26 protein-coding genes are annotated in these 24,052 nt (G+C 60.3%); 15 read left to right on the top strand and 11 right to left on the bottom strand.

Annotated elements, in window-relative coordinates:
- Positions 1-35 precede the first annotated feature (35 nt).
- Entirely contained in the window at positions 36-239 is a 204-nt protein-coding gene (locus I6J28_RS11805) for a hypothetical protein (RefSeq protein ID WP_239454598.1), read from the bottom strand.
- Here I6J28_RS11805 and I6J28_RS11800 point away from each other — a divergent pair.
- From I6J28_RS11800 to I6J28_RS10690, 4 genes are all read left to right on the top strand, one after another.
- On the top strand, positions 165-722 hold the full coding sequence (locus I6J28_RS11800; RefSeq protein ID WP_343287604.1) for an HNH endonuclease signature motif containing protein: 558 nt from the start codon (positions 165-167) through the stop codon (positions 720-722). The two genes, I6J28_RS11805 and I6J28_RS11800, sit on opposite strands and share 75 nt — an antisense overlap.
- Positions 706-1,940, top strand: a protein-coding gene (locus I6J28_RS10695) for an IS3 family transposase (protein ID WP_172953431.1) whose coding sequence is annotated in 2 segments (ribosomal slippage) — positions 706-994 and positions 994-1,940 — 1,236 coding nt in all. Because the reading frame shifts where the segments join, the coding sequence is not laid out codon by codon here. The genes I6J28_RS11800 and I6J28_RS10695 overlap by 17 nt, the downstream gene beginning before the upstream one ends.
- Positions 1,941-2,094: 154 nt before the next feature.
- Positions 2,095-2,217, top strand: coding sequence for a hypothetical protein (locus tag I6J28_RS11915; RefSeq protein ID WP_275431214.1), 123 nt, complete (start codon positions 2,095-2,097; stop codon positions 2,215-2,217).
- Positions 2,218-2,258: 41 nt separating this feature from the next.
- Positions 2,259-3,475 (top strand): IS3 family transposase gene (locus I6J28_RS10690; protein WP_204609859.1). Its coding sequence is split into 2 segments (ribosomal slippage): positions 2,259-2,520 and positions 2,520-3,475, totalling 1,218 coding nucleotides; the frame shifts between segments, so codons are not numbered across the junction.
- A 201-nt stretch (positions 3,476-3,676) separates the two neighbouring features.
- On the opposite strand, the gene I6J28_RS10685 is transcribed toward I6J28_RS10690, so the two are convergent.
- Genes I6J28_RS10685 through I6J28_RS10675 form a run of 3 tightly spaced genes read right to left on the bottom strand, consistent with a single transcriptional unit; the run spans position 3,677 to position 7,934 of the window.
- On the bottom strand, positions 3,677-4,300 hold the full coding sequence (locus tag I6J28_RS10685; protein ID WP_150851107.1) for a DUF3239 domain-containing protein: 624 nt from the start codon (positions 4,298-4,300) through the stop codon (positions 3,677-3,679).
- Positions 4,297-5,922, bottom strand: coding sequence for a DNA repair helicase XPB (locus I6J28_RS10680; RefSeq protein WP_204609858.1), 1,626 nt, complete (start codon positions 5,920-5,922; stop codon positions 4,297-4,299). Before I6J28_RS10680 ends, I6J28_RS10685 begins: the two co-directional genes overlap by 4 nt.
- Entirely contained in the window at positions 5,919-7,934 is a 2,016-nt protein-coding gene (locus tag I6J28_RS10675) for a helicase-associated domain-containing protein (protein ID WP_204609857.1), read from the bottom strand. The genes I6J28_RS10680 and I6J28_RS10675 overlap by 4 nt, the downstream gene beginning before the upstream one ends.
- A 66-nt stretch (positions 7,935-8,000) precedes the next feature.
- Between I6J28_RS10675 and I6J28_RS10670 the strand changes: the two genes are divergently transcribed.
- Positions 8,001-8,186 carry a hypothetical protein gene (locus I6J28_RS10670; protein WP_204609856.1) on the top strand — a complete coding sequence of 62 codons (186 nt, stop codon included), beginning with the start codon at positions 8,001-8,003 and terminating at the stop codon, positions 8,184-8,186.
- Positions 8,187-8,271: 85 nt separating this feature from the next.
- Here I6J28_RS10670 and I6J28_RS10665 read toward each other — a convergent pair whose 3' ends face one another.
- Complete coding sequence (locus tag I6J28_RS10665) at positions 8,272-8,901, bottom strand: resuscitation-promoting factor Rpf1 domain-containing protein (protein ID WP_204609855.1); 630 nt, start codon at positions 8,899-8,901, stop codon at positions 8,272-8,274.
- A gap of 321 nt (positions 8,902-9,222) precedes the next feature.
- Here I6J28_RS10665 and I6J28_RS10660 point away from each other — a divergent pair, with 321 nt between their 5' ends.
- Complete coding sequence (locus I6J28_RS10660; RefSeq protein WP_005323875.1) at positions 9,223-9,603, top strand: cold-shock protein; 381 nt, start codon at positions 9,223-9,225, stop codon at positions 9,601-9,603.
- Here the strand turns inward: I6J28_RS10660 and I6J28_RS10655 are convergent.
- Both I6J28_RS10655 and I6J28_RS10650 read right to left on the bottom strand, forming a co-directional pair.
- Positions 9,600-10,178, bottom strand: coding sequence for a DUF2771 domain-containing protein (locus I6J28_RS10655; protein ID WP_204609853.1), 579 nt, complete (start codon positions 10,176-10,178; stop codon positions 9,600-9,602). The two genes, I6J28_RS10660 and I6J28_RS10655, sit on opposite strands and share 4 nt — an antisense overlap.
- 6 nt (positions 10,179-10,184) lie before the next feature.
- The gene (locus I6J28_RS10650) at positions 10,185-10,949 is read right to left on the bottom strand and encodes a glutaminyl-peptide cyclotransferase (RefSeq protein ID WP_204609851.1); all 765 of its coding nucleotides are present in this window, start codon (positions 10,947-10,949) and stop codon (positions 10,185-10,187) included.
- Between the two features lie 38 nt (positions 10,950-10,987).
- On the opposite strand from I6J28_RS10650, the gene I6J28_RS10645 reads away from it, so the two are divergent.
- Genes I6J28_RS10645 through I6J28_RS10635 form a run of 3 tightly spaced genes read left to right on the top strand, consistent with a single transcriptional unit; the run spans position 10,988 to position 13,925 of the window.
- Positions 10,988-11,656, top strand: coding sequence for a DUF3027 domain-containing protein (locus I6J28_RS10645; RefSeq protein ID WP_204609848.1), 669 nt, complete (start codon positions 10,988-10,990; stop codon positions 11,654-11,656).
- Between the two features lie 49 nt (positions 11,657-11,705).
- Positions 11,706-13,109, top strand: a complete 1,404-nt coding sequence (locus tag I6J28_RS10640) for an NCS2 family permease (protein ID WP_204609846.1) — start codon at positions 11,706-11,708, stop codon at positions 13,107-13,109.
- 9 nt (positions 13,110-13,118) lie between these two features.
- The gene (locus I6J28_RS10635) at positions 13,119-13,925 is read left to right on the top strand and encodes a TrmH family RNA methyltransferase (RefSeq protein ID WP_204609844.1); all 807 of its coding nucleotides are present in this window, start codon (positions 13,119-13,121) and stop codon (positions 13,923-13,925) included.
- Here the strand turns inward: I6J28_RS10635 and I6J28_RS10630 are convergent.
- The 3 genes from I6J28_RS10630 to serC form a co-directional block, all read right to left on the bottom strand.
- Positions 13,886-14,716 carry a DUF6928 family protein gene (locus I6J28_RS10630; protein ID WP_179386196.1) on the bottom strand — a complete coding sequence of 277 codons (831 nt, stop codon included), beginning with the start codon at positions 14,714-14,716 and terminating at the stop codon, positions 13,886-13,888. The two genes, I6J28_RS10635 and I6J28_RS10630, sit on opposite strands and share 40 nt — an antisense overlap.
- Before the next feature lie 2 nt (positions 14,717-14,718).
- Positions 14,719-15,594, bottom strand: a complete 876-nt coding sequence (sepH, locus tag I6J28_RS10625; RefSeq protein ID WP_204609842.1) for a septation protein SepH — start codon at positions 15,592-15,594, stop codon at positions 14,719-14,721.
- A 112-nt stretch (positions 15,595-15,706) separates the two neighbouring features.
- Positions 15,707-16,825, bottom strand: a complete 1,119-nt coding sequence (gene serC, locus I6J28_RS10620) for a phosphoserine transaminase (RefSeq protein WP_204609840.1) — start codon at positions 16,823-16,825, stop codon at positions 15,707-15,709.
- 160 nt (positions 16,826-16,985) lie between these two features.
- Between serC and I6J28_RS10615 the strand changes: the two genes are divergently transcribed.
- From I6J28_RS10615 to I6J28_RS10590, 6 genes are all read left to right on the top strand, one after another.
- Complete coding sequence (locus I6J28_RS10615) at positions 16,986-18,278, top strand: citrate synthase (protein ID WP_204609838.1); 1,293 nt, start codon at positions 16,986-16,988, stop codon at positions 18,276-18,278.
- A 122-nt stretch (positions 18,279-18,400) separates the two neighbouring features.
- Positions 18,401-18,760 (top strand): FKBP-type peptidyl-prolyl cis-trans isomerase, encoded by a 360-nt coding sequence (locus tag I6J28_RS10610; protein ID WP_005323855.1) that lies wholly within the window; start codon positions 18,401-18,403, stop codon positions 18,758-18,760.
- 69 nt (positions 18,761-18,829) lie between these two features.
- On the top strand, positions 18,830-19,693 hold the full coding sequence (locus tag I6J28_RS10605; RefSeq protein ID WP_204609836.1) for an aldo/keto reductase: 864 nt from the start codon (positions 18,830-18,832) through the stop codon (positions 19,691-19,693).
- A 291-nt stretch (positions 19,694-19,984) separates the two neighbouring features.
- The gene (locus tag I6J28_RS10600; protein WP_005328356.1) at positions 19,985-20,332 is read left to right on the top strand and encodes a DUF485 domain-containing protein; all 348 of its coding nucleotides are present in this window, start codon (positions 19,985-19,987) and stop codon (positions 20,330-20,332) included.
- The gene (locus I6J28_RS10595; RefSeq protein ID WP_204609834.1) at positions 20,332-21,975 is read left to right on the top strand and encodes a solute symporter family protein; all 1,644 of its coding nucleotides are present in this window, start codon (positions 20,332-20,334) and stop codon (positions 21,973-21,975) included. The genes I6J28_RS10600 and I6J28_RS10595 overlap by 1 nt, the downstream gene beginning before the upstream one ends.
- A 27-nt stretch (positions 21,976-22,002) precedes the next feature.
- Positions 22,003-23,037, top strand: coding sequence for a hypothetical protein (locus I6J28_RS10590; protein ID WP_204609832.1), 1,035 nt, complete (start codon positions 22,003-22,005; stop codon positions 23,035-23,037).
- Positions 23,038-23,039: 2 nt separating this feature from the next.
- Here the strand turns inward: I6J28_RS10590 and I6J28_RS10585 are convergent, their stop codons facing one another.
- On the bottom strand, positions 23,040-24,032 hold the full coding sequence (locus tag I6J28_RS10585; RefSeq protein ID WP_204609830.1) for a DUF1906 domain-containing protein: 993 nt from the start codon (positions 24,030-24,032) through the stop codon (positions 23,040-23,042).
- Positions 24,033-24,052: the final 20 nt, after the last annotated feature.

Here is a 24,052-nt window from a genome sequence, read left to right as displayed (position 1 = left end):
TCAACTACAACCCCGATAACACCACCACACTAACGCTAACCTGCGATAGCGCCACCGCCACCATCATCGCCCGCCACATCGACGCCTACACCAACCAGGCCACCACCACCGCCGCACAAGCACTCATCGACCTCATACTCGAAGACACCCACACCAGCGTTGCCATCAACACGTTTACCACCAACCCCGAGACCAACCTGGTCTTCCACCCCGGAGCCGGATGGATAAACCTCAACCACGCCCCCACAGACAACACCTTCATCCGCCGACTCAACGCCGACGAGACAGACTCTTATACCCCTACCACCGACATCCGCGCCTACACCCAAGGCAGAGACGCTACCTGCCGCTGGCCCGGCTGCACCGTCCCCGCCACCCGGTGCCAACTTGACCACCGCATCGAATACCACCTTGGCGGGCCAACCAGCCCAGATAATTTAGTAAACCTCTGCCAACACCACCACAACATCAAAACCGACCGCAGAGTCCATTACATCCTCGACCCCATTACCGGAACCATCGCCTGGCTACACCGCGATGGCACCTACCAACTAGACCACCCCACGGGACCATTAGCCACACACCAAACCCACTGGAACCACACCTGGGCCCAATACCTCACACACCAACAACAACGAACAAAAAGTAATGAAGGTGAAGTGTCCCAGGTTTTGTTCCGTTTGAGTAGATGGGAAAATCTGGAATATGCCAAGAAAATTTGACCAGGATGCGAAGGATCGTGTGGTCCGTCTTGTAGAGGACCGCATCTTGGCGGAAAATATGTCGATGCAAGCCGCGTGCCAGGCAGTAGCCCCAAAGCTGGGGGTGTCATGGCACACAGCCCGTCAATGGACCCAACAGGCCCGCCGTGCGGGAAACATCCCAGAACCCGTGCCTGAAGATCTGGCCGCCGAAAACGCGAGGCTTCGCCGTGAAAATCAAGAGCTACGCGACACCAATGAACTTTTAAAGGCTGCCTCAGCTTTTTTCGCGTCGGAACTCGACCCAAAACGTCGGAAATGATCCGGTTCATCGATGAATACCGGAATCGTTTCTCTGTCGAGTTCATCTGTAAGACGTTGAAGAAAAACCGCGCTGGTGGGTTCATCACCTCGCGTGGGTATCGTCAGTCCAAGGCCCGTGGGGTAAGTGCTCGCCGCCTTCGTGATGCTGTGCTGGTTGAACGCATTAGTGCTATCCATCGGGATAATTACGGCATCTACGGTGTGCGGAAAATGTGGCATGCTCTTCATCGTGACGGAATCGATATCGGTCGTGAACAAACCGCGCGGCTGATGCGTCTAGCCGGTGTATCAGGCAAAGGCAAAGGCCGCTCGCCTATGACCACTCGCACACCTCAAAGGCCGGATTTACGCCCGGACTTGGTGGAGCGAGAATTCAAAGCCGAAGGCCCGAACAAGCTGTGGGTGGCTGATATTACCTACGTGCGCACGAAGAAAGGCTTTGTGTATGCCGCGTTTGTCACCGATGTTTACTCCCGACGGATCGTTGGGTGGGCGTTATCAGATTCCATGCGCACCGAAGCGTTGCCGCTGCAAGCTCTCAACCAGGCGATCGCGTCTGCTGAGGAAACAACAGGTCTCATTCATCATTCGGATCACGGCTCGCAGTATGTCAGCGTTGTCTACAACGAGCGTCTTGCCCAGCACGGGATTGCCGCTTCCACCGGAACTGTCGGGGATTCCTATGACAATGCTCTGGCGGAAAACGTTAATGGTTCCTACAAAAACGAGCTGATCCATACTCGCAGGTGGGATGAGGTTGTCGAGGTGGAAATCGCGACGTTTGAGTGGGTGTCATGGTGGAACGAGACGAGGCTTCACCAAAGCTTGGGATACCGAACCCCGGTCGAAGTGGAAACCGAATTTTGGGACCAGCACCCGCCGCAAGCAATAATAGAAATCAAGGCAAATGCCTAGGAACAAAACCCGGGGCACTTCAAGGGAAAAGATAGAACCCCAAGCTCCGCGGTTTGATCGCCCAGGCATGGCTGCATGTTCAGTGCTTTACTCGTGAGGTTACCCTCAAGTAGTGGACACCCTATTTGTACGGATCTTGTGTCCGTAGGAGAGGATGTTCATTGTGAATCAACAGCGCAAGAAGTACACGCCGGAGTACCGGCGTGAAGCCGCAAACCTGGTAATCGAGTCGCAGCGCCCAATCGCTCATGTGGCTAATGAGGTTACCCTCAAGTAGTGGACACCCTATTTGTACGGATCTTGTGTCCGTAGGAGAGGATGTTCATTGTGAATCAACAGCGCAAGAAGTACACGCCGGAGTACCGGCGTGAAGCCGCAAACCTGGTAATCGAGTCGCAGCGCCCAATCGCTCATGTGGCTAAGGAAATTGGCGTATCAGCCACAATTTTAGGCAGGTGGGTCAAACTCGAGCGTGAGCGCCGAGGAGCATCCGACGGGCTAAGCGAGGCGGATCTTCGTGCTGAGAATGCTCGTCTGCGCCGTGAGCTGGCGGAAGCCAAGATGGATAACGAGTTTTTGTCAAAAGCGACAGCCTTCTTCGCCGCCAAGCAACGCGAACAGAAAAGTTCGAATTAATGCAGCGAGAGAAGGCGAACTACAGCATCAAACGTATGGCACGGCTATTAAAAGTGTCTCGGTCTGGATACTACAAATGGTCTCATACGCAGCAGAAGCGGCTATCCGGCGAAGATAATCGTGCAGCTTTTTACGATGACGTTGACCGTAAGATTCATCAGATTTGGTCGGACTCCGACGAGGTTTATGGTGCTCCGCGGATCACCGCAGAACTTATCGAGCGGTACCACATTTCGCTTAATCGTAAGACTGTGGCTAAACGGATGCGCATGATGGGCATTGAAGGGATTTCCCCGCGGGCCTTTGTCCCAGTGACAACGATTCAAGCCAAGCGTAAGTCCACGCTTCCTGACTTGGTCAAGCGCATGTTTGATACTGGTGAGCTCAACCGAGTATGGATGTCGGATATTACCTACCTGCGCACCGGTGAAGGCTGGTTGTACTTGTGCGCAGTCCGCGATGGTCATTCCCGCAGGGTACTGGGCTGGGCTATGGATAGCGTTCAAGATACATACCTGGTCGAACGGGCCCTGCGGATGGCGCATACACTACGCGGTGACGTGCCTGACGGGCTAGTGTTTCACGCTGACCGCGGAACCCAATTTACCAGCGAGAAGCTTTGGGAAGTTTGCCGCAACCTGGGCATTGCTCAGTCCGTAGGGCGTACCGGCGTGTGCTTCGATAACGCGATGGCCGAGTCATTCTGGTCGACGCTTAAAACCGAATTCTACGACCGTAAGCGCTGGGCGACCCGTGATGCTGCACGCAAGGCCGTTGCCTACTGGATTGAAGTCGTCTACAACCGCCGACGTCGGCACTCCGCACTCGGGATGATAAGCCCCGCCGACTTCGAGAACCGCATCGGTCTAACCACCAGCAGAAAAGAAATAGCCGCCTAACCACTAGGTAGCTCCACTACGTGTCCACAATTTGCGGGCAACCCCACTCGGTTCCTTTTCGAGGGCGACCGAGCTGCAAAGCATGCCCTAAACCGAGTATCCGAGTGCATTGCGCGTTCGCGCTGTCCTTGGCAGGAGATGGGGTATTCGATTCGGGCTGATGAGCACGTGGCCGTGAACCAAGAAAATGCTTATGGGGCTTTAAAGAACGAGGAGGTCGAACTTCGTGGCCTTCACGTCCGAAAGGCGCTTGCGGGCGCGCTCGAGGCGCTGCCATTCTTCCTGGGGGATGGACTTTCGGGCGATGGTGACGGTTTCGGCGTCGGGGGTGCCCCAAGCAATGGGCATAGGGGTGATTTGCTGCCAGTGGTTGTTGTCCGCGCGGCCGGACACAGCGGCGACGGGGACCTTGGTGCCTACGGTGCGCTGAGTGCCGGGAATGGCGGTTACGGTGCGCAGGCAAGCGGCCCAGCGGGGAGGCAGGGAAGGATCCACGTTGGTGTTGACCAGGGCGAGCAGGACCATGTCGCGTTCGTTGACCTCAGCGATGACGGCCGGGGCGAGGGGGTAGGAGTCATAGAGCTGCTGGGCGGTGCCGACTTTACGGGCGGCGGCGAAGCCGACGATGGCCACCATGATTCCGAAAAGGATCATGCCGAGACCGATGGTAATGCCCCAGGAAAATCCCCACCAGATGGCCGCGCCGCCGATGATGAGCAGGATGCCCAGCACGAGGCCGGAGATACGAAGGCGGTTGGAATCGCGCAAGAGCTCGTTGTTCGCCTTGGCAAAGGACTCGTCTACGTCGAACTTGAAGATTTTCATTGTTCCAAGTCTAGTGCGTCGATAAGCCGGTAGGCATATCCCTGCTCGGCGAGGAAACGCTGGCGGTGCACGGCGTAGTCCGCATCGAGGCTATCGCGGGTGACCAGCGAATAGAAAAGAGCTTCCTCTTCCTTGGGGCGCAGCAGCCGACCGAGGCGTTGGGCCTCTTCTTGGCGGGAGCCAAAGGTACCGGAGACCTGGATAGCTAGGGCCGCCTCGGGAAGGTCGATGGAGAAATTGGCCACCTTGGACACCACGAGAACAGGAAGTGTGCCGTCGCGGAATTGTTGGAAGAGGCGCTCGCGCTTGGCGGTGGAGGTGGAGCCGTCGATAACGGGGGCGTCGAGATGCGCGCCGAGCTCTTTGAGCTGGTCGACATAACCGCCGATGATGAGCGCCTGCTGTGGGTGCCGGGCCAGGATCTTGTCCACCGCACGGAGTTTGGCGGCGGCTTGGGCGGCGATGCGGTAGCGGTCGCGAGGTTGGACGGTGGCGTACAGCATGCGTTCCTCGGCGTCCATATCCACGCGGACCTCGATGCATTCGGCGGTGGCGATATAGCCGGCCATCTCGAGCTCTTTCCACGGGGCGTCGTAGCGCTTGGGGCCGATGAGGGAGAAGACGTCGCCCTCGCGGCCGTCCTCGCGCACGAGGGTAGCGGTAAGCCCTAGCCGACGTCGCGATTGAAGGTCCGACGTCATCCGGAATACCGGGGCGGGAAGGAGGTGCACCTCGTCGTAGATAATGAGGCCCCAGTCGCGGGAATCGAAGAGCTCGAGGGCGCGGTATTCGCCCTTAGTTTTGCGCGTGACCACCTGGTAGGTGGCGATGGTGATGGGTTTGATTTCCTTCTTTTCGCCGGAGTATTCGCCGATTTCGTTTTCGGTCAGGGTGGTGCGGCGCAGGAGCTCGTCGCGCCATTGGCGGCCGGCGACGGTATTGGTAACCAGGATGAGTGTGGTGGATTCCGCCTTGGCCATCGCAGCCGCGCCGACGATCGTTTTGCCAGCGCCGCACGGCAGCACGACGACGCCGGAGCCGCCGGACCAGAAGGCTTCGGTGGCGTACTGCTGGTAGTCACGCAGCTGCCAGCCGTCGTGATTGAGGGCGATGGGATGGGATTCACCATCGACGTAGCCGGCGAGATCCTCGGCCGGCCAGCCTGCCTTGAGAAGGGCCTGCTTGAGGCGGCCGCGCTCGGAGGGCGGGACGGCGATGGAGTTCTCGTCGATGCGCGCGCCGAGGAGTTTTCCGGTAGCGCCGCGGGTAAGTTCTTCCAGGATGGGCGGCTCATCGGACTCGAGGATGAGGCCGTGGGCCGGGTGGGCGTGGAGGCGGACGCGGCCGTAGCGGGACATGGTTTCGGCGACGTCGACAAGCAGGGCTTGGGGGACTGGAAAGCGGGAGTAGTTTTCCAGGACGTCGACGACCTGCTCGGCGTCGTGCCCGGCCGCGCGGGCATTCCACAACGCGAGCGGGGTGATGCGGTAGGTGTGCACGTGCTCGGGGGCTCGCTCGAGCTCCGCAAAGGGAGCGAGCGCGGCGCGGGCCTCGGCGGCCTGGGCGTGATCCACCTCGAGCAGGACGGTCTTATCCGACTGCACAATCAATGGTCCATTCATGGCTCCAGCGTAACGGAGGTGATCCGGTGCAAGGGAAACCGGATGGTAGAGCCATCGGCCGCACGAGCGTCGATCTGCCCGCCCGCCACGGTCAGCGGGGTGACGGTGCGTTTCTTTTCGTTGCCGTTCTTATCCGCATAGCCGATGGTGATTGGCCGGGCAGTGCGCGCGGCTGCGTGGACTATATCGAGGCTGGGAGTAGTAGGGGCGGTGTCATCGCGCAGGTTGCGCATGGCCTTCGCAATATCCGGCAAAGCGGTGGCCCGTCGCGCGGTGGGGGTCGGCAGGGTGGCCGGTTCGGGCGCGACTGTAAGGCTGGCGCCGCTTTCGTCCTCTGCGGCAGGGGAAAGTCCGTGATCGCGCAGGCGCTCTAGCAAGTCGTGCACCGGCAATTGGGACACCGCGACGGTGGGCGCGAGCAGGCGCAGGGGCGCCGCCTTGAGCGCAATCTGGAGGAGAGCCGGGTCCTCGCTGCGCAGGTAGGACAGTGCCGGGCCGGAGCGCAGGGTGCCATGGCGCTTGGCGACGTCCCCGATGTGGAACTCCAGCGTCTGCGGCACCTCCCCGTGGGCGGCGAAGAATGCCTGGATTTCCTCCCCAGTCATGCCGCGATCCAGGCCGCGGCGCAGGGAAGCGTCCGAGATGCGGTAGACGCTAGCCAGGCCGGGGGACTCGAGGTCGGCGACTGCTTCGAGCCGCTGGTGGGTCTCCGGATCGAGCGGGCCGGGAACCAGGACGGTCATATCCGCTTGGATGAGGAAGTAATCGACCGTGTCGGGGGTGAGGCGGGCGGCGGCGTCGGGGGCGTCGACAAGCACGCTGGTGGGGCGCTCAAGGGCAATGGCACCGATCCACTCGGCTTCCGCGCGGAGTTCGGCGATGGTCTCGTCCGAGGTATGCGTGGCAAAGAGCGGAAAGTGGAAACGCAGGGACTCCTCGAAGGTAGGTTTCGCGCCGCGCAGGTAGACCTGCAGGACCTTTTGCCTAAATTCCGGCAGCCGGTCATTAGTGTGCGCTAGCGTGCGGCCTTCCTTGGTCCATGGGGAGGCAGTCCAGGCCTCGAGCAGAAGCTGCCATTTTTCCGCGAGGCCCGCATCGAGCCAAGCCTGGGCGAGCTCCGTCGGTGCGAGGAAATTGCCCTCGAGGTTTTTCGGTTCGCCGCGGCTGAGCAGGCGGGCGCTCATGCCGAGCTCAATGAGGCGACGCAGCTCTCCTTCATCGATGGTGAGGGTTTTGCTCAGGTTGGTGAGCTGGCGAACGCCGACGGTCTTGTCCTTGAGCAGTTCTATCGGCCGCGCGCCTAGGGCGTCAATGACGCGCTGCATGCCACGCACGGTGGAAAGCCCGGCCGCGGTACCGGCATCGTCGGCCTTGGAATCCGGGGCAGGGGATTCGGTGATTCCCTCTACTGGGATTGGGGCGGTGGGCTTGCCGTTGAGCGCAAGGTGCACGGCGCGCGGCAGGCGGACGGTGGTGGCGTCCACGCGCTGGAGCAGCTGCTTGGCGATGAGCCGCGGAATCGGCCGGGCTGGGTCCGCATCGATGGCTGCATCCCGCGTGGTGCCGAGGCCATTGGAACGCGACAGGGTCAGGAGAACCTTCCGTTCTTCATCCGGCAGCTCGGCGATGTCCTCCGGGCTGACCTGGACCTGGTCGAGGAGGGACCAGCCTGTGGGAAGGGCGGGCATGACCTCGGGAGGGATCAGGACGTTGCCGTAGGCCAGGCCGCGCTCCTTGAGCTGGCGGGTGATATCCGGATTAAGGTCTTCTACCTCCTCGAGCTCTCCGCCGCGGCGCGCGATGTCTTCGATCTCCGCAAGCTGCCGTGCAGTGCAGTTCATGAGCGCCCGCGCGATAGAAGTGCGCAGTAGCAGGCGGGTAGCCAACGCTGCGATGCTCGGGGGTAGCGGATTGAGCACATCCGACCGGTTGCGGAGGATGGTGGCGAGCTTTTCTTCCTCAAGGGAGGCGAGCCACGTGCGGAAATGCGGAAGGTGGGAAGACTGAGTCATGATGTCACCCCAGTTTAGTTATCGTTTGAGTTACGTTTTTGCGCAAGGTTTGAAATAATAAGGGCTATGTCGAATCAGAAGAAGGGTCACGTTTCCCCGGCTTGGCCGAAGAACGAAAATCGCGAGCACGCAATCACGGAAATCTCTGCGCCTTTTGCTGGTGCGTCCAGCCCCTACGGCGATGATCTGATCTTGCCGATGTCGGCAGAGAAGCTGAACTACGTTCACCCTTATACTCGCATCAATCGCTAGAGTATGTCCCCGCCTTGGTGCGGGGATTTTTCTTTCATACAAAAAGGGCCCATTGCTATTGCAATGGGCCCTTTATCGCTATGTCTTAGCGAGTGATGTTCTCAATCATCTGCGCAATCGGGTCGATGACGTTGCGGTTGGCAGAGTAGAAGTTGTTGAAGTCGTGGCGGTTAGCCTTGTACAGCTCGGTGAACTGTGCGGGCAGTGCCAGGCCGTAGGAGGCAGCGGCGTTCTTGATGGTGTTGTACAGAGCATCAACAGCCAGCTCATCGGACTTCTGAGCGGCAGCCTGCTTGACCGGAGCCGGTGCCTGGGCCGGAGCCTTAGGGGCAGCGGACGGAGCGGTGCGCTGGGTTGGAGCGGAGTTCAGGCCGAGGGAAGCGGAGCAAGCCGGCCATGCGCCCCAGCCCTGGGAAGCAAGCACGCGCTCAGCGACGACAATCTGCTGCTCGCGGGTAGCCTGGTCAGCGGTAGCAGCGAACTGGCCGCCACCATTGGCCTGCCAGGTCTGCGGGTTGAACTGCAGGCCGCCGTGGTAGCCGTTGCCGGTGTTGATGTGCCAGTTGCCGCCGGCCTCGCACTGTGCCAGACGGTCCCAGTCGGAATCCGGGGCAGCGGAAGCGGTCGGTGCCATGATGGCAGCGGCGGCGCCGAAGGCGACGGTGCCGGCGGTGAACTTAGCGGCCATACGGTTCTTAGCGGAGTGGCGTCCCATGTAGTTAGTCCTCTCTGTGTGCCCGCATTAAGTGCAAAGAATATGTACCAAAAAGAAAGGGCGGGCGAGGGCAACTTTCTTAACGGCTCTTAAGTGTCTGGGGGACAGCGTAGCGGTTTATAACGAAAGTGTCACGTTATGGGCACTAAATGGGAAAGAAATGGGGCGAATGTGGTGAGTGCGAGAACGTTTCTGCAGGTGAGTGGCAAAATGTGATCTGTACCATATAGCGAGGGCGTGTCGCGCTAGTGCGCGTAACTTCTGTTGTTTTGACCAGGCGGCTAAAATAAAGATTTTCCCCTAGAGAAGAGGTGGGTACCTATGCCTATTGGCAAAGTGAAGTGGTATGACGCCGAGAAAGGTTTCGGTTTCGTCAGCAACCCGGGCGATGAAGACGTCTATGTTGGCCGCAACGTGCTGCCCAAGGGAGTAGAGGAACTGTTCCCCGGCCAGCGCATCGACTTCGATTTCGCGGCCGGGCGCCGCGGTCCGCAGGCGCTGCGGGTCAAGGTATTGGATAAGCCGCGTCGCCGCACGCCGGCCCGCAAGCCGGAAGAGCTCGGCAGCATGGTCTCTGACGTGATGACCTTGCTGGAGTCGCAGATTCAGCCGGTGCTCAATTCCGGCCGCTACCCGGAGCGCAAGACTGGGCGCCAGGTAGCAGAAATCCTCCGCGCAATCGCGAAGGATTTGGATAGCTAATTAGAAGCCTTCGTGGATTCCTCCGCGGAGGCTTCTCGTTCTTTATCGGTCATCGTGGTCAGCGACCACACGGTGGCCAAGGGGGTTTCGTCGCCGTTGTCATCGGTGCCGATCATCATGGAGGAAATCTCCACCACCTTGAGGCGGGGGCGCTTGCCGGTAGAGGCCTTGATGGGGTCTACCGAGCCGGGGATCGATACCTCGGTGGTCTCGTTTGCGCCGTGCGCGGTTTCATCGTTGGCGGCGGGGTCATCGTAGATGGAAAGAATCTTCCACTCGTGATCGGAGATTTCTTCGGGGATATCCAGCTTGAGAGTGTCATCATCGCCCACGGTGAGGTTCGGGACCTCGCCTTCCGGGCACTCGCTGCCGGGCTCGCATGCAATGTACGGGGCGACGTCGATGGACTTATCGCCCACAGAGGCGGTGACCGTGATGTCGCGGGGATCGGGACCCGGGCGCTGGTTCCACCAGTTCTGGAAGATCACTACGGCGGCGACGATGACCGCCACGACCACGATGAGGGCCAAGATCTGCAGCAGCGACTTTTTCCTTGCTTCCTTACGGGTTGCCATGGGCCTTTACCTTACTCGAACGTGGAAGAGTTCTTCCCACCGCTTGCCGGTAAACCAGAACTCATCGTCTTTAATGTGTGCGATGCCGTTGAGGACATCATCGGGGTCGGTATAGCGGGACTTATCAATCGCGTCGGTAGCGATGACGGCGGTTACGCGGCCGGTGGACGGATCGATGCGGTAGATGTTGTCATCCATCCACACATTGGCGTAGACGTCATCGCCCACGCACTCGAGTTCATTGATGTCTTCGAGGGGCTTTCCCTCTAAGGTGACGTCGGTAGTGGATCGCTCCGCGATGGTCTCTGGGTCCATGTGCCGCAGGGTCGCGGAGCCATCGGACAGGAGGAGATCCTCGCCGGTATTGCACAGGCCCCAGCCCTCGCCCGAGTAGGTGGCGGTATCTACCTGGCGCAGGTCGTGGTCATATTTCAGGGCTTGGCCGGACTTCCAGGTCAGCTGCCAGATGGAATCGCCGGCTTGGGTGATGCCCTCGCCAAAGTAGCGGTTATCCAGGCGCGTTTCGGCCAAGGTCTCGCCGGTTTCGGGGGAGAAGCGCTCCAAGCGGGATTCTCCCCATTGGCCGGTGCCCAGGAGCAGGTTGCCGTCCGGATCGGTTTCGAGGCCCTGCGTAAAAGAATTGGGCGGCAGGGAAGCGGTGCCGAGAACCTCGACGGAGAGGTGCTCTACTTCGGGTTCTGCTGGTGTAGAGGAACAGGCGACGAGCGTGCAGGGGAGGAGAATGCAGGCGGCTCGGGAAAGAAACGACATGCACCATATGTACCACCGCGTGCGCTCCATAATGAATAATGAGGGGCGTGAGTAAGCGAAAAGCAAATCCGTTGATCGATTCCCGCGCCGTGCGCATCGCGCGCGAGGCGTTGGATGAGGTGGGGGAAGGGGGCGTCGGCAAGCATATCGGCGTCGCCGGGATGGGCCGAAACGTTGCTACCCACCGATTTGAAGCAGAAATGCCTGGCTACCCTGGCTGGGAATGGCAGGCGGTGCTCGCCTGCGCAGAGGGATCGCGCTACGTCACCGTCAATGAGGTGGCGCTGGTGCCGGGAGGGGAGGCCCTGCAGCCGCCGGAATGGGTGCCCTATGAGGACCGTGTGCGCCCCGGTGACCTTGGCCCCGGAGACCTGATGCCACCGGCCGTGGATGATTCCCGCCTGGACGGGGAAACTTTGTCTAAATCCGGCCTGGAAGATGCCAAGAAGCGCTGGCGCACCGAGTTCGGCCCGAATACGGATATGGCGGCCAAGGCGCGCCTGCAATGCCGCACCTGTGCGTTTTATGTGCAGCTGTTGGACAACTATGGCGTCTGCGCCAATGAGTACTCGGCGGACGGCCGGGTGGTGCACTCGCGCTATGGCTGCGGTGCGCATTCGCAGACGCGCGTGCGGGAAGAAAAGAACCCGGAAGTGGCCTTCGATGATGAAAAGCCCATCTTCCAGGATTTTGAAATCGAGGATTAAGGCAGCACACTTATGGCGTAAGACTCGCTGTACGTGAAAGGCGCAGGCGTTGAAAGCCACTCTCGATCGCTATTTCCATATCTCTGAACGTGGTTCCTCCATCGGAACCGAGCTACGCGCGGGAACGGTCTCGTTCTTCGCCATGGCCTATATCATCCTCTTGAACCCGCTCATCCTCGGTACTACCGAGGACGCGGAAGGCTACGCGCTGGGCGTGCCGCAGGTCGCTGCCGCCACCGCCCTGGTCGCCGGCGTCATGTCCATCCTCTTCGGCGCCATTGCCAAGTATCCCTTCGCCATGGCCGCCGGCTTGGGCATGAATACCTTCGTGGGCGTGAGCATGGTCGCCACCAGTGGGCTGACCTGGCAGGAATCCATGGGCCTAGTGGTCATCGAGGGCATCATCATCGTCCTGCTGGCCATCTCTGGTTTCCGCACCGCCGTCTTTGACGCCATCCCGCAGTCCATGAAGGCGGCGATGGGCGTGGGCATCGGCATGTTCATCGCCATGATCGGCCTCGTAGATGGTGGCTTTGTTACCCGCGTGCCGGACGCCGCGCACACCACCGTGCCGGTGGGCCTGGGCGTCAATGGTTCGATTTCTACCTGGCCGGCGCTGGTCTTTGTCATCGGCCTCATTATCTGTTCCTTCATGGTCATCCGGAACGTGCCGGGCGGGCTTTTTATCGCCATCGTGCTTACCACCATCATCGCGTTTATTATCCAGGCGTTTACCGGCTCCGAGGACTGGGGCATGGCCGCGCCCGTGAAGCCGGAGGCGCTCGGCGGCATTCCGGATCTGTCCATCGTGGGCGATGTGAACCTGGTGGGCGCCTTTACCAAGATCGGCGTGGTCTCCACCATCCTGCTGATTTTTACCCTGTTGCTCACCAACTTCTTTGATGCGATGGGCACCATGACCGGTTTGGGCAAGCAGGGCAAGCTTGTCGACGCCGACGGAAACCTCCCCGATATGAAAAAGGTCCTCGTCGTCGAGGGCTTCGGCGCCGTGGCCGGCGGCCTGGGCTCTGCTTCTTCCAATACCGTCTTTGCGGATTCCTCCGCCGGCATTGCCGATGGCGCCCGCACCGGCCTGGCCAACCTCATGACCGGCGTGCTGTTCCTCGCCGCGATGTTCTTGACGCCGCTGTATGAAATCGTGCCCATCGAGGCCGCCTCTCCGGTTTTGGTCATCGTCGGCGTAATGATGGCCGCGCAGCTGACCGAGATCCGCTGGACCAAGATGGAGATCGCCATCCCCGCCTTCCTGACCATTGTGACCATGCCGTTTACCTATTCCATTGCCAACGGCATCGGCGTGGGCTTCATCTCCTTCGCGCTCATGTCCACTTTCGCCGGCAAGGCCAAGGACGTGCACTGGATCATGTGGCTCTTGGCAGGCCTCTTCGTGATTTTCTTTGGCATGGATCCGATTTCCAATGCCATCGGCTAGCCTAAGGGCATGCTGATTACTGACCCCGCAGACCCTCGCCTGGACGATATTCGGAACCTCAACAAATCCGATAGGTCCGGCGAGGGTCTCGTCATTGCTGAGGGCCCGCTGGTGGTCTCCCGGCTGGCCGAATCCCGGTTCCCCATGCGCTGCCTCGTGGGTTTTCCCAAGAAAGTGGAGGCCTATATTTCTGAGTATGGCGAGCCGGAATGCCCCATCTACGAGGTCTCTCGCGAGACCCTAGCGGAGGTGGCCGGTTTCGATATGCACCGCGGGCTGGTCGCCGCTGCGGACCGCGCCCCTGAGCCGGAGGTGAGCGAGATCGTGGACTCCGCCCAGACCATCGCCGTGCTCGAGGGCGTGGGCGATCATGAAAATATCGGCGCAATTTTCCGCCATGCCGCCGGCATGGGGGTAGACGCGGTGTTGCTCGGCTCCGGTGCGGCGGATCCGCTCTACCGGCGCTCGGTGCGCGTGTCCATGGGGCACGTGCTGCGCTTGCCCTTTGCCCATTTAGAAGGCGGGTTTACTACCTGGCAGCGTTCCTTGCAGGCGCTTGCCGACGCCTCCTTTACCCTCATTTCCCTAACCCCCAACCCCGAAGCGGTGCACTTGGCCGAGGCCATGCATGGCCTGGATAAGGTGGCGATGCTCGTCGGCGCGGAGGGCCCCGGGCTTACCGAACACGCAATGAAGGCCACCGATATACGCGCACGCATACCGATGGCCCCTGGCACCGATTCTCTTAATGTGGCGACCGCCGCCGCCATTTCCTTTTATGAGCGCCAGCGCTCCTTGAGCGACTTAAACGTCTGAGCGCTCCAATTGCCAATGAGCGAGCCCAAGTGCTTGGCGGTGGAGATGATTTCCTCGCCGGTGGATTCCGGCTCGGCGCTGTGGTCCTCGTAGTCGTCATAGTCGTTCAGGCCCAGCTTATTGGCCGACTGCGCGGCTAGTTCCCCCACGGTGCGCTTGGGCTTCGGCGGGTCGATCTTTGGCTCTGGGCGGCCGTCGACCGCGTAGCCCACAACGTCTAGGTCCGGGCCATCGTGACCGACCTCGATGTCGAGCCAGTACTCCTGGGCTGCTTCCATGATGCCCTGCGGCTCGAAAGGCAGGGAGATTCCGCCCAGCGGCTCATACTTTTCGCCTGCCCAGTAGGGCGCCTCGAAGGGCTCGGGCAGGCCGGTGTCCTCGTAGAGGTGCTCGCGGGTAGCGCACAGGCAACGCTTGAGATCGCCGCCCTCCCACAGGGCAAAGCCGGCGTAGCCTTCTTTCTCGTTGCTCGCCAGCGCAATGACGCGCTGGGCGGGCACCGCATTAAGGAGCGTGTCCGGCAGCTGGGACAGAAGAACAGAATCCCCCTCGCAGACCGTTTGCACCACGGTGATGCCGGGGTAGCCGCCGATGTAGTACTCGTTCGGGTCCGTTTGTGCGGAGCGGTTGAGCGGGAATTGCCCAATCGGCGTGACCGGGAAGGTCGGATCCAGCTGGGCGAGGAATTTCCGCCCAAAGCCGCGATCCGCCTTGGGCTCGGTCTTCAACACCTCTTCCGCATTGGGCTGAGAGATGTACCAGAGAGTAAGTACTGCGTGAGAGATGTCCACGATTAGTCCCTAGGGCGCTTGGTATTGGAGCGAACGCCGAGCAGCACGTCCTCCCAATGTGGGGTGACGGCCTTGCGGCGGCGCTTGGTGGGCTTTTCTTCTGGCGAGGGGTTTTGCAAGAACTCCTCTTCCTCCGGCTCTTCCGGAGGGGTGGTCGGCGCGGTGAGGTCCGTGACGTTGCTGGGCTGGTCGCCATCGATAGCTTCGTCATAGCGGCCGCTGCCCAGCGAGGTCAGCGAGCGCACCGGCTGCACGAAATCCGGGTCCGTCAGGTCCGCGGCCACTGAGTTACGCGCCTCCACCGTGGCAGGCGAGGACATGGACTGCTTGAAGTACCACTCGGCCTCGTTCTCGGACAGGCCGGCCTTCCACGTGACGCGCACGATCCAGGACTCGCCCTGGTGGCGGTAGGCGTCCCAGGTGGACTCGGAGAGCGAGTGTCCACGGGCGGCAAAGGCGGTGGCCAGAACCTCCCACAAGGTGAGCTTTGCCGGCCCGTCCTCGCGGACAGGGTGGGCCTGCTTGGCAATCTCCGCGATGCGGTTGCGCTCTAGCATGACCGGGTAGGCGAAGGGCTCGATGCGAGATTCGGTCACGCCCATTTCTTCCGCCAGCTCCGCCGCAGAGGCGCCGGCGCGGATGCGGTTTTGGATCTCCGCCGGGCGGACCTTTATCTCTTCCACCGGTTCCGGTTTGGTGGGCTTGGCCAGGCTGATGGCCGGAGCCGCCGGTTCCTCTTCCGGGGTTTCCTCCTGCTCGCCCTGCAGGGCCTCACGCAGCTCATCGGTGATGGAGAGGAAAAACTCTTCGCCGTCTTCGGTGCGCAGCACCAAAGAGGTTTCGGTCGACTCGCTGTCAACTGGGAACAGCTCGCGCATAATAGGGCGCTCCTTTTGCCTATCGACGGCGGACATATCTGTGATGCATTCAACTATAACGTGAAAATGCCCCGCGGCCTGCGAGGCGGCGGGGCATGTTGGGTGAGATGCGTTATTTCGCATCCAAGACGTAGTCGATGCATTGGGTCAGCTTGGCGATATCGGCCGGATCGATGGCCGGGAACATGCCGATGCGCAGTTGGTTGCGACCCAGCTTGCGGTACGGCTCCACGTCCAGGATGCCGTTGGCGCGCAGGGTAGCGGCGAGCGCTGCGGCATCGACGGACTCTGCGAAGTCGATGGTGCCTACCACGAGCGAGCGGGACGCAGGCTCCGCGACGAAGGGAGTGGCCTCCGGGCGGGATTCGGCCCAGCGATACAGCGTGGTGGAGGATTCGGTAGTGCGCTCAACCATGCCGTCCAGGCCGCCGTTGGCATTCATCCACTGGACCTGGTTATTCAGCATGAGCAGGGTAGCGATTGCCGGGGTGTTATAAGTCTGGTTCTTGCGCGAGTTCTCTACCGCGGTCTGCAGGTTGAGGAAGTTGGGGATATAGCGCTCGGAGGCGTTGATTTTCTCAATCCGCTCCAGCGCGGCGGGGGACATGGCGGCGAGCCACAGGCCGCCGTCGGAAGCAAAGCACTTTTGCGGCGAGAAGTAATAGACGTCCGTATCGGATATGTGCACGGGCAGGCCGCCCGCGCCGGAGGTGGCGTCCACGACCACCAGCTGCTGATCATTGCGGGGGTGCGGGCGGGTGACTTCTGCCATCGCGCTGGTGGAGGTTTCATTGTGTGCCCAAGCGACGACGTCCGCCTCTGCAGAAAGTTCGCGTGGGTCGGGCGCGGTGCCCGCGGGGGACTCCACGATGGAGGGGGCATCGAGCCAGGGTGCACCCGCAGCGGCCTTGGCAAATTTAGTGGAAAACTCACCAAAGGTGAGGTGGGCGGAGTGGCGCTCGATGAGTCCGAAGGTGGCAGCATCCCAGAAGGCGGTGGCGCCGCCTAGGGAAAGGATAATCTCGTAGCCCTCTGGTAGGGAGAAGAGATCGCTTAAGCCTTCCCGCACCGAACCTACGAGGTTCTTTACTGCCGGCTGGCGGTGAGAGGTGCCCATGATCGCGGGGTCAATGGCCGCAAGCTGGGCGGGGCGAACCTTGGAGGGGCCGCAGCCAAAGCGGCCGTCGGCAGGCAGGAGGTCGGCAGGCAGCGTAAGTTCGGGTGTACTCATGCAAGTCAGTGTAGAACAGTTCCGGTCGAACGGCAGTTATTTTAGTCGGCCAAATCCTGTTGGCGGCGTCACAAAGTTTGCTAAAGTGTGAAGAGGTATCAAGCTAGCTTCCTTAAGTTAGTGCTTAATAGTGACTCTTCACATAGAGAAAGGAACTTCCGTGGCTTCTGAAGACAACAAGGTAGTGCTCCAGTACCCAGGCGGCGAGTACGAGATGGACATCAAGCAGTCCACCGAGGGCGACTCCGGCTTTGACATTTCCAAGCTCCGTAACGAGACCGGGCTCGTTACCTTCGACCCTGGTTATACCTCCACCGGTTCCACCGAGTCCAAGATCACCTTCATTAACGGTGAAGAGGGCATCCTGCGCCACCGCGGTTACGATATCGCGGACCTGGCGGAAAACGCTTCCTTTAACGAGGTTTCCTATCTGCTGATCAAGGGTCATCTGCCAAACGAGGAAGAGCTCAGCCACTTTAACCGCGAAATCCGCCACCACACCCTGTTGGATGAGGACTTCAAGGCCGCGTTCAATATCTTCCCGCGCAACGCGCACCCAATGGCCGTGCTGGCTTCCTCCCTTAACATTCTTTCCGCGTACTACCAGGACCAGCTCAACCCGCTGGACCCGGAGCAGCTGGATAAGGCCACCGTCCGCCTGCTGGCTAAGGTTCCAATGCTGGCTGCGTATGCTTACCGCGCGTCTCAGGGCAAGCCTTATATGTACCCGGACAATAGCCTGAACGCCCGCGAGAACTTCCTGCGCATGATGTTCGGTTACCCCACCGAGGAGTACGAGGTGGACCCGGTTGTAGCTAAGGCGCTGGATAAGCTGCTCATTCTGCACGCTGACCACGAGCAGAACTGCTCCACCTCCACCGTGCGCATGATTGGTTCCGCTCAGGCCAATATGTTCGTCTCCATCGCCGGCGGCATTAACGCCCTGTCCGGTCCGCTGCACGGCGGCGCAAACCAGGCAGTTCTGGAGATGCTGGAAGATATCCAGAACAACCACGATGGTGACGCTACCGACTTCATGAACCGCGTGAAGAATAAGGAAAAGGGCGTTCGCCTCATGGGCTTTGGTCACCGCGTGTACAAGAACTACGACCCACGCGCGGCCATCGTTAAGGAGACCGCGCACGAGATCATTGAGCACCTGGGCGGCGACCCAATGCTGGATCTGGCCATGAAGCTGGAAGATATTGCGCTGAATGACGACTACTTCGTCTCCCGCAAGCTCTACCCGAACGTGGACTTCTACACCGGCCTGATCTACCGCGCCATGGGCTTCCCGACGGACTTCTTTACCGTCCTCTTCGCCATCGGCCGCCTGCCGGGCTGGATTGCACAGTACCGCGAGCAGCTGGAGATCAACACCAAGATCAACCGTCCGCGCCAGATTTACACCGGCGAGTCCCTGCGTAAGGTCACCCCGCGTAGCGAGCGTTAAAGCGCTCCGCGGTCAGCCTAATTAAGCCGAATCGGGTGGTAGCACCTATAATAGGTGCAGCTCGGTTCGGTTTTTAATGCGACCGCACGAACAAACTAGATTTCCCAAGGAGAATAATCCCCATGGATAAGCCTGTTATTGAAGCCCAGTCTGGCCCAGCGCCGACCGACCTTGTTGTAGAAGACATCGTCGTCGGCGACGGTGCTGAGGCGCAGCCTGGTGCCGTAGTGGAGGTCCACTACGTCGGCGCTGAATACGAGACCAACCAAGAATTCGATTCCTCGTGGGACCGTGGCCAGTCCATCGAGTTCCCGCTGACCGGTCTCATCGCCGGCTGGCAAGAGGGCATTCCGGGAATGAAGGTGGGCGGTCGCCGCAAGCTCATCATTCCGCCGGAAAAGGCCTACGGCCCCGCCGGTGGCGCGCACCCGCTGTCCGGCCGCACCTTGGTCTTTATTATTGACCTCATCCGCGCCGACTAAAAGCGCTTAGCTCCAGGGTTCGCCCTGGGGTTTCGTCGTTTTCGGCGCGGTCAGAAAAACTGCGGCACAATGGAGGGCATGACTGTGCCAACCGTAACTTTCAATGATGACCGCGAAATGCCCCAGCTGGGCTTGGGTACGTACAAGCTATATGACGAGGAATGCATCCGCGTCATCCGCGAGGCCATCGATTTGGGCTACCGCCACTTCGATACCGCCACGCTCTACAAGAATGAAGAGGCGGTAGGCACCGCCCTGAAGCAGGCAATGGATGCCGGCGACGTCACCCGCGATGAGCTCTTTATTACCTCCAAGGTGTGGCACTCCCACCAGGGTGAGCACAAGGTGGAAGAGGCATTCCAGCAGTCGCTTAAGGATCTGCAGCTGGACTACCTCGACCTGTATCTTATCCACTGGCCGTGGCCGCAGGGTGGCCTGTACAACGAGACTTTTGAGGCTATCGCCCGCCTGCAGGGTATGGGTCAGATTGCGTCCATCGGTGTGGCCAATTTCTACGAGGACGTGCTCAAGGACCTGATTTCTACCACCGGCATTTCTCCGGTGCTCAACCAGGTGGAGATCCACCCGGGCTTTACTCAGTCCAGCCTGCGTGCCTTCCATCACGATAATGACATCGTCACCGAGGCATGGGCCCCGCTGGCACGTGGCGTTGTGCTCAATAACCCCGCAATCGAGCAGGCTGCGGCTGACCACGAGGCCACCGAGGGACAGGTAGTACTGTCGTACCTTATGTCTAAGGGCATCTCCGTCATTCCGAAGTCCGCGCGCACCGAGCGGCTGAAGGAAAACTTGGCCGCCACCGAGCTGGAGCTCACGGCAGAGGAAGTATCCGCCATCGACGCCCTTGAGGGCCAGGAGGGCTTTGGCCGCATGTTCAATGACCCGCGCGAATTCCCGGGCAACGAAGAGTAACGTCAACCGCAGTTTAAGCCCCCTCACGGGGGCTTTTTCTTTTGCCAAGCGGTTGTTAACAATCTTTACAAGGGGTTAAAAAATTCTTCCCTCGGGGGTAGTTTGCTAAAGATGTTATTCCAGTTCAGTGAAGCCTATGGGGTTAAAAGGGTGGGGGAGTGGAAGGTTTTCTTGGCAGAGTTTACAACCTTGCAGAAAATGTTCTGTAGCTTACAGATCAACGTGGATAGTGAGAAGTGACACACTATCTCGTGTGACCTAAGTTCCTCTCACCCAAGGAGACGATGCTCTATGAGTGACGTAGCTGCAACTCCTGTCTCGCGCCGTGAACCCACCGGTAGCGAGTTCATCGCGATGCGCGACTCCGCCAAATTCGGCGAGCTGCGCCGCACCTACCGGAGTTTTACCTTCCCTATGACCGTGGCCTTCTTCGTGTGGTACGTGGTCTACGTTCTTGCCGCCGTGTTTGCCCCAGGCTTCATGGCAACCGAGCTCGGCGGCGGCTGGAACATCGGCCTAGTCTTCGGCCTTGCCCAGTTCCTCACCACCTTCATCATCACGTGGATTTACGTGAAGTACGCCAATAAGAATATCGAGCCGAAGTCGGCCGCCATCCGTGAAGAACTGGAGGGCATCTAATGACTACCACCACCCTTGCCGCCGAGTCTTCCGCCGGCAACCCCATCCTGAATATTTCCATCTTCGCCATCTTCCTTATCGTCACCATGGCGGTGGTGCTGCGCGCCGGTAAAACCACCAAGGAAGCCTCGGACTTCTACACCGGCGGCGGCAGCTTCTCCGGACGCCAGAACGGCCTGGCCATCTCCGGTGACTACCTCTCCGCCGCATCCTTCCTCGGCATCGTCGGCGCGGTGGCGCTCAATGGCTACGACGGCTTCTTGTACTCGGTGGGCTTCTTCGTCGCCTGGCTGGTAGCACTCATGCTCGTCGCCGAGCCCATGCGTAACGTCGGCCGCTTTACCATGGCGGACGTCCTATCCTTCCGCCTGAAGCAAAAGCCCGTGCGCGTGGCGGCGTCCATCGCCACCCTCTTCGTCACGCTCTTCTACCTCATCGCGCAGATGGCCGGCGCCGGCTCGCTGGTGGCCGTGCTGTTGGATATCCACGACTTCAAGTGGCAGGCCCTCGTCGTGGGCATCGTGGGTGTGCTCATGATCGTCTACGTCCTGGTCGGCGGCATGAAGGGCACCACCTACGTGCAGATGATTAAGGCCGTGCTTCTGGTCGCCGGCGTGGTCATCATGTGTTTCTTGGTCTTCATTGCCCTGCGCGGCGGATTTAGCACCCTGTTTAATAACGCCATCGACATGCACGCCGCCTCCGAGCAGATTAAGGAGAAGGGCTACGAGGCCAAGGACATCATGGCCCCTGGCCTGAAGTACGGCGCCACCACCGCCACCAAGCTGGACTTTATCTCCCTGGGCATTTCCCTGGTACTCGGCGTGGGCGGCCTGCCGCACGTGCTGATGCGCTTCTACACCGTGCCCACCGCCACTGAGGCGCGCCGGTCCGTTACCTGGGCGATCGTCATCATCGGTGCCTTCTACCTCATGACCCTGGTTCTGGGCTACGGCGCAGCTGCGCTGGTGGGGCCGGACCGTATCCTGGCCGCGCCGGGCGGGGCCAATGCCGCGGTGCCGCTACTCGCAATGGAGATTGGCGGCTCCATCTTCATGGCGATTATTTCTGCCGTGGCCTTCGCTACCGTGCTCGCCGTGGTGGCCGGCCTGGCCATTACCGCCTCGGCGTCCATTGCGCACGATATCTACCACGCGGTCATCCGTAACGGCGAGTCCACCGAGGCCGAGCAGGTCCGCGTCTCCCAGGCCACCGTGGTGGTTCTTGGCATCGTTTCCATCATCTTGGGCATCCTGGCCATGACCCAGAACGTGGCCTTCCTGGTCTCCCTGGCGTTTGCGGTGGCGGCCTCCGCCAACCTGCCGACCATCCTGTACTCCCTGTACTGGCGCCGCTTCAACACCGCGGGCGCGGTGGCTTCCATGTATACCGGCGTGGTGTCCTGCCTGGTGCTTATCTTCTTCTCCCCGGCAGTCTCCGGTTCTGAGAGCTCCATGTTCCCAGGTGCGGACTGGGCCATCTTCCCGCTTTCCTCGCCGGGCTTGGTCTCCATTCCGCTATCCTTCTTCGTCGGCTGGCTGGTCTCCATCATGACCAAACCGGACAACTTTGAGGAGCTTTCCGCAGAGATGGAAGTTCGCTCCCTTACCGGCGTGGGCGTGGAGGCACCCGTGCAGCATTAATTGCTTGAAAAGTGCACACACCCGGTAATGTGGTTGGACGTGCTTAGAACGTCCGTGACCCGCAAGGCGGCATCAGTTAAGGCTGGTGCCGCTTTGGCCGTATGCATGCTCGCCTTGACCACCACCGCGTGCAGCAATAGCGAGCGCGAAAGCGATGCGCTTGCCGACGCCCCCTTAAAAGCAACAGACACCAACCGCGACGTCCCACCGGAAACCAATGAGTTCCTCGAGGGCGATGAGGGACATTCAATTACCTATATCCGCCTGCACGATGGCATGCACATGGGCTCTGCCTCGGAGCACGAAGCCCGCCCGGCGCTAAGCCTCATCAAGCTCTATATCGCCACCTACGTGATGGAAAAGGGCGAGTACGAGGATAAATACGAGGCGCTGGATATGATCGCTAGCTCCTCTGATAAGTCCGCCGAAGACCTCTTTGACAAGTACCCGGATTCCATCGACACGATTGCGGATGAATTCAATCTCGAATCCACCAAGGCCGGCGAGCAGTGGGGCTACTCGCAAACCTCCACGTATGACGTCGCCAGCTTCATCTCGCAGCTCATCGACCGCGATGAAACCCACCCAGTGCTTGTAGCCATGGCGCATGCCGATCCCATCTCTGAGGATGGCTACCGCCAGGATTACGGCACCGCCAAGCTTTCTAACGTGGTAGGCAGCAAGTGGGGCTGGTCCAATGACAAGTCCATCAACTCCTCGGTCTCCTTTGGCGAGAACTTCGTCGCGGCCGCCTCTATCACCGGCTCATCCGATGACCTCACCGACTACGTCAAGGACGAGGTGACGGGTAAGAATCTGGGCAAGGCCACCGAGCGCTTCCTCAAGTACAAAGACGGCGAGGACGTCCCACCGGTTGAGACTTCCACCTCGGAGACTTCTACTACCTCCTCCACTAAGAAGGACAAGGACGAGAAATCCGACAAGGGCGAGAAGGATAAGTCCTCGTCCGAAGAGCCCACCAGCGAATCCACCACGTCCAAGAAGAAGTCCGCAGACAAAAAGAAGGGCTCGGAGAAAACCTCCGAGCCCTCTAAGAAGTAGTACTACCGCGCCTTAGAGACTGTCTCTGCGACGATCTTCGCTAGCTGACGAATCTGTTCGTTGCTCAACGTCTTGCCATTATAGGTCACGCCATTGGCGGTGACCTGCGGAAGTTCTGGTAGCTCTGGGTGCTTGCTCTGTAGTTGCGAGCTGAGCTGATTGACCAAGTCGGACGAGCCATTGCTCGGGGCCTTGGTCTGCGGCTGCGGCTTTGGCTGTGGCTTCTTGGTGGTCGGCTTCTTTGCCGGTGCAGGTGCCGCGGACTCGCCGGGCGTCCACTGGCCCCAGTCTTCGGCGTAGACCTCATTGACGTCAACGATGACGCCGCCAATGGTCTGCTGCTTGCCGTGCGGCAGCTGGTGGATAGTGGTGCGCGGGTGAATCTTGCCGTTGGAACCCCAGTCATGCATCCAGAAGTACTTGCCGATGCCATCCTGGATCGCCCACTCAATAGTGCTGTAGTTGCCGTAGATGCCCGTCTGGTAACCGGCCAGCTCTAGCGTCTTGGAAAACGCCTGCAGGTAGGGGCGGATTTGGCGGGTATACTGCTCCCGGGTGGGGTTATCGTCGATCGCGATGTAAATCGGACGGTTGGTGGGGCCGCCTGCCTTCTTGTGCAACGCAATCGCCTTCGGTGCGTGTATTGCTGCACCAGCTGCGCCCTGCTTCCAATCGGCGGTTTCCGCACGGCCGAATTGGTAGACCGACGCCGTGGGCAGGTCTGCTGCTGCATTGGCCTTAGTTTCTTTGAGGGTTACCGGCTTGCCGGTCATCCACGCAGCGCCGGGGCGCTTGTCGGAGACGTAGCGAATCGCGCCCATGTGGCCGGCATTCTTAATTGCCTGCGGGGAAGGTACGCCGGCGGAGAAATCAATGATGGTGCCGCGCACCGGTCCGAGTGCCGCTGCATTCGGTGCGGCAGCGCCGATAGCACCTGCGGTTAGGGCGAGAGCGCCGATCTTAAAAAGACCGCGACGGGAGAAAGACGGTGACATGTTGAGCTCCTGCAGTAATC

Origin of the sequence: Corynebacterium tuberculostearicum, assembly GCF_016894265.1 — a bacterium.
GTDB lineage: Bacteria > Actinomycetota > Actinomycetes > Mycobacteriales > Mycobacteriaceae > Corynebacterium > Corynebacterium tuberculostearicum_D.
The sequence above is the reverse complement of the archived record's forward strand: the minus strand, read 5'-3'. Positions and strand labels throughout refer to the sequence as shown.

Excerpts from the sequence above, each read along its gene's own strand:
- I6J28_RS11915 (WP_275431214.1), top strand. The coding sequence starts at position 2,095 with ATGTTCATTGTGAATCAACAGCGCAAGAAGTACACGCCGGAGTACCGG.
- I6J28_RS10685 (WP_150851107.1), bottom strand. The coding sequence starts at position 4,300 with ATGAAAATCTTCAAGTTCGACGTAGACGAGTCCTTTGCCAAGGCGAAC.
- I6J28_RS10680 (WP_204609858.1), bottom strand. The coding sequence starts at position 5,922 with ATGAATGGACCATTGATTGTGCAGTCGGATAAGACCGTCCTGCTCGAG.
- I6J28_RS10675 (WP_204609857.1), bottom strand. The coding sequence starts at position 7,934 with ATGACTCAGTCTTCCCACCTTCCGCATTTCCGCACGTGGCTCGCCTCC.
- I6J28_RS10670 (WP_204609856.1), top strand. The coding sequence starts at position 8,001 with ATGTCGAATCAGAAGAAGGGTCACGTTTCCCCGGCTTGGCCGAAGAAC.
- I6J28_RS10665 (WP_204609855.1), bottom strand. The coding sequence starts at position 8,901 with ATGGGACGCCACTCCGCTAAGAACCGTATGGCCGCTAAGTTCACCGCC.
- I6J28_RS10660 (WP_005323875.1), top strand. The coding sequence starts at position 9,223 with ATGCCTATTGGCAAAGTGAAGTGGTATGACGCCGAGAAAGGTTTCGGT.
- I6J28_RS10655 (WP_204609853.1), bottom strand. The coding sequence starts at position 10,178 with ATGGCAACCCGTAAGGAAGCAAGGAAAAAGTCGCTGCTGCAGATCTTG.
- I6J28_RS10650 (WP_204609851.1), bottom strand. The coding sequence starts at position 10,949 with ATGTCGTTTCTTTCCCGAGCCGCCTGCATTCTCCTCCCCTGCACGCTC.
- I6J28_RS10645 (WP_204609848.1), top strand. The coding sequence starts at position 10,988 with ATGAGGGGCGTGAGTAAGCGAAAAGCAAATCCGTTGATCGATTCCCGC.
- I6J28_RS10635 (WP_204609844.1), top strand. The coding sequence starts at position 13,119 with ATGCTGATTACTGACCCCGCAGACCCTCGCCTGGACGATATTCGGAAC.
- sepH (WP_204609842.1), bottom strand. The coding sequence starts at position 15,594 with ATGCGCGAGCTGTTCCCAGTTGACAGCGAGTCGACCGAAACCTCTTTG.
- serC (WP_204609840.1), bottom strand. The coding sequence starts at position 16,825 with ATGAGTACACCCGAACTTACGCTGCCTGCCGACCTCCTGCCTGCCGAC.
- I6J28_RS10610 (WP_005323855.1), top strand. The coding sequence starts at position 18,401 with ATGGATAAGCCTGTTATTGAAGCCCAGTCTGGCCCAGCGCCGACCGAC.
- I6J28_RS10605 (WP_204609836.1), top strand. The coding sequence starts at position 18,830 with ATGGAGGGCATGACTGTGCCAACCGTAACTTTCAATGATGACCGCGAA.
- I6J28_RS10600 (WP_005328356.1), top strand. The coding sequence starts at position 19,985 with ATGAGTGACGTAGCTGCAACTCCTGTCTCGCGCCGTGAACCCACCGGT.
- I6J28_RS10595 (WP_204609834.1), top strand. The coding sequence starts at position 20,332 with ATGACTACCACCACCCTTGCCGCCGAGTCTTCCGCCGGCAACCCCATC.
- I6J28_RS10590 (WP_204609832.1), top strand. The coding sequence starts at position 22,003 with ATGTGGTTGGACGTGCTTAGAACGTCCGTGACCCGCAAGGCGGCATCA.
- I6J28_RS10585 (WP_204609830.1), bottom strand. The coding sequence starts at position 24,032 with ATGTCACCGTCTTTCTCCCGTCGCGGTCTTTTTAAGATCGGCGCTCTC.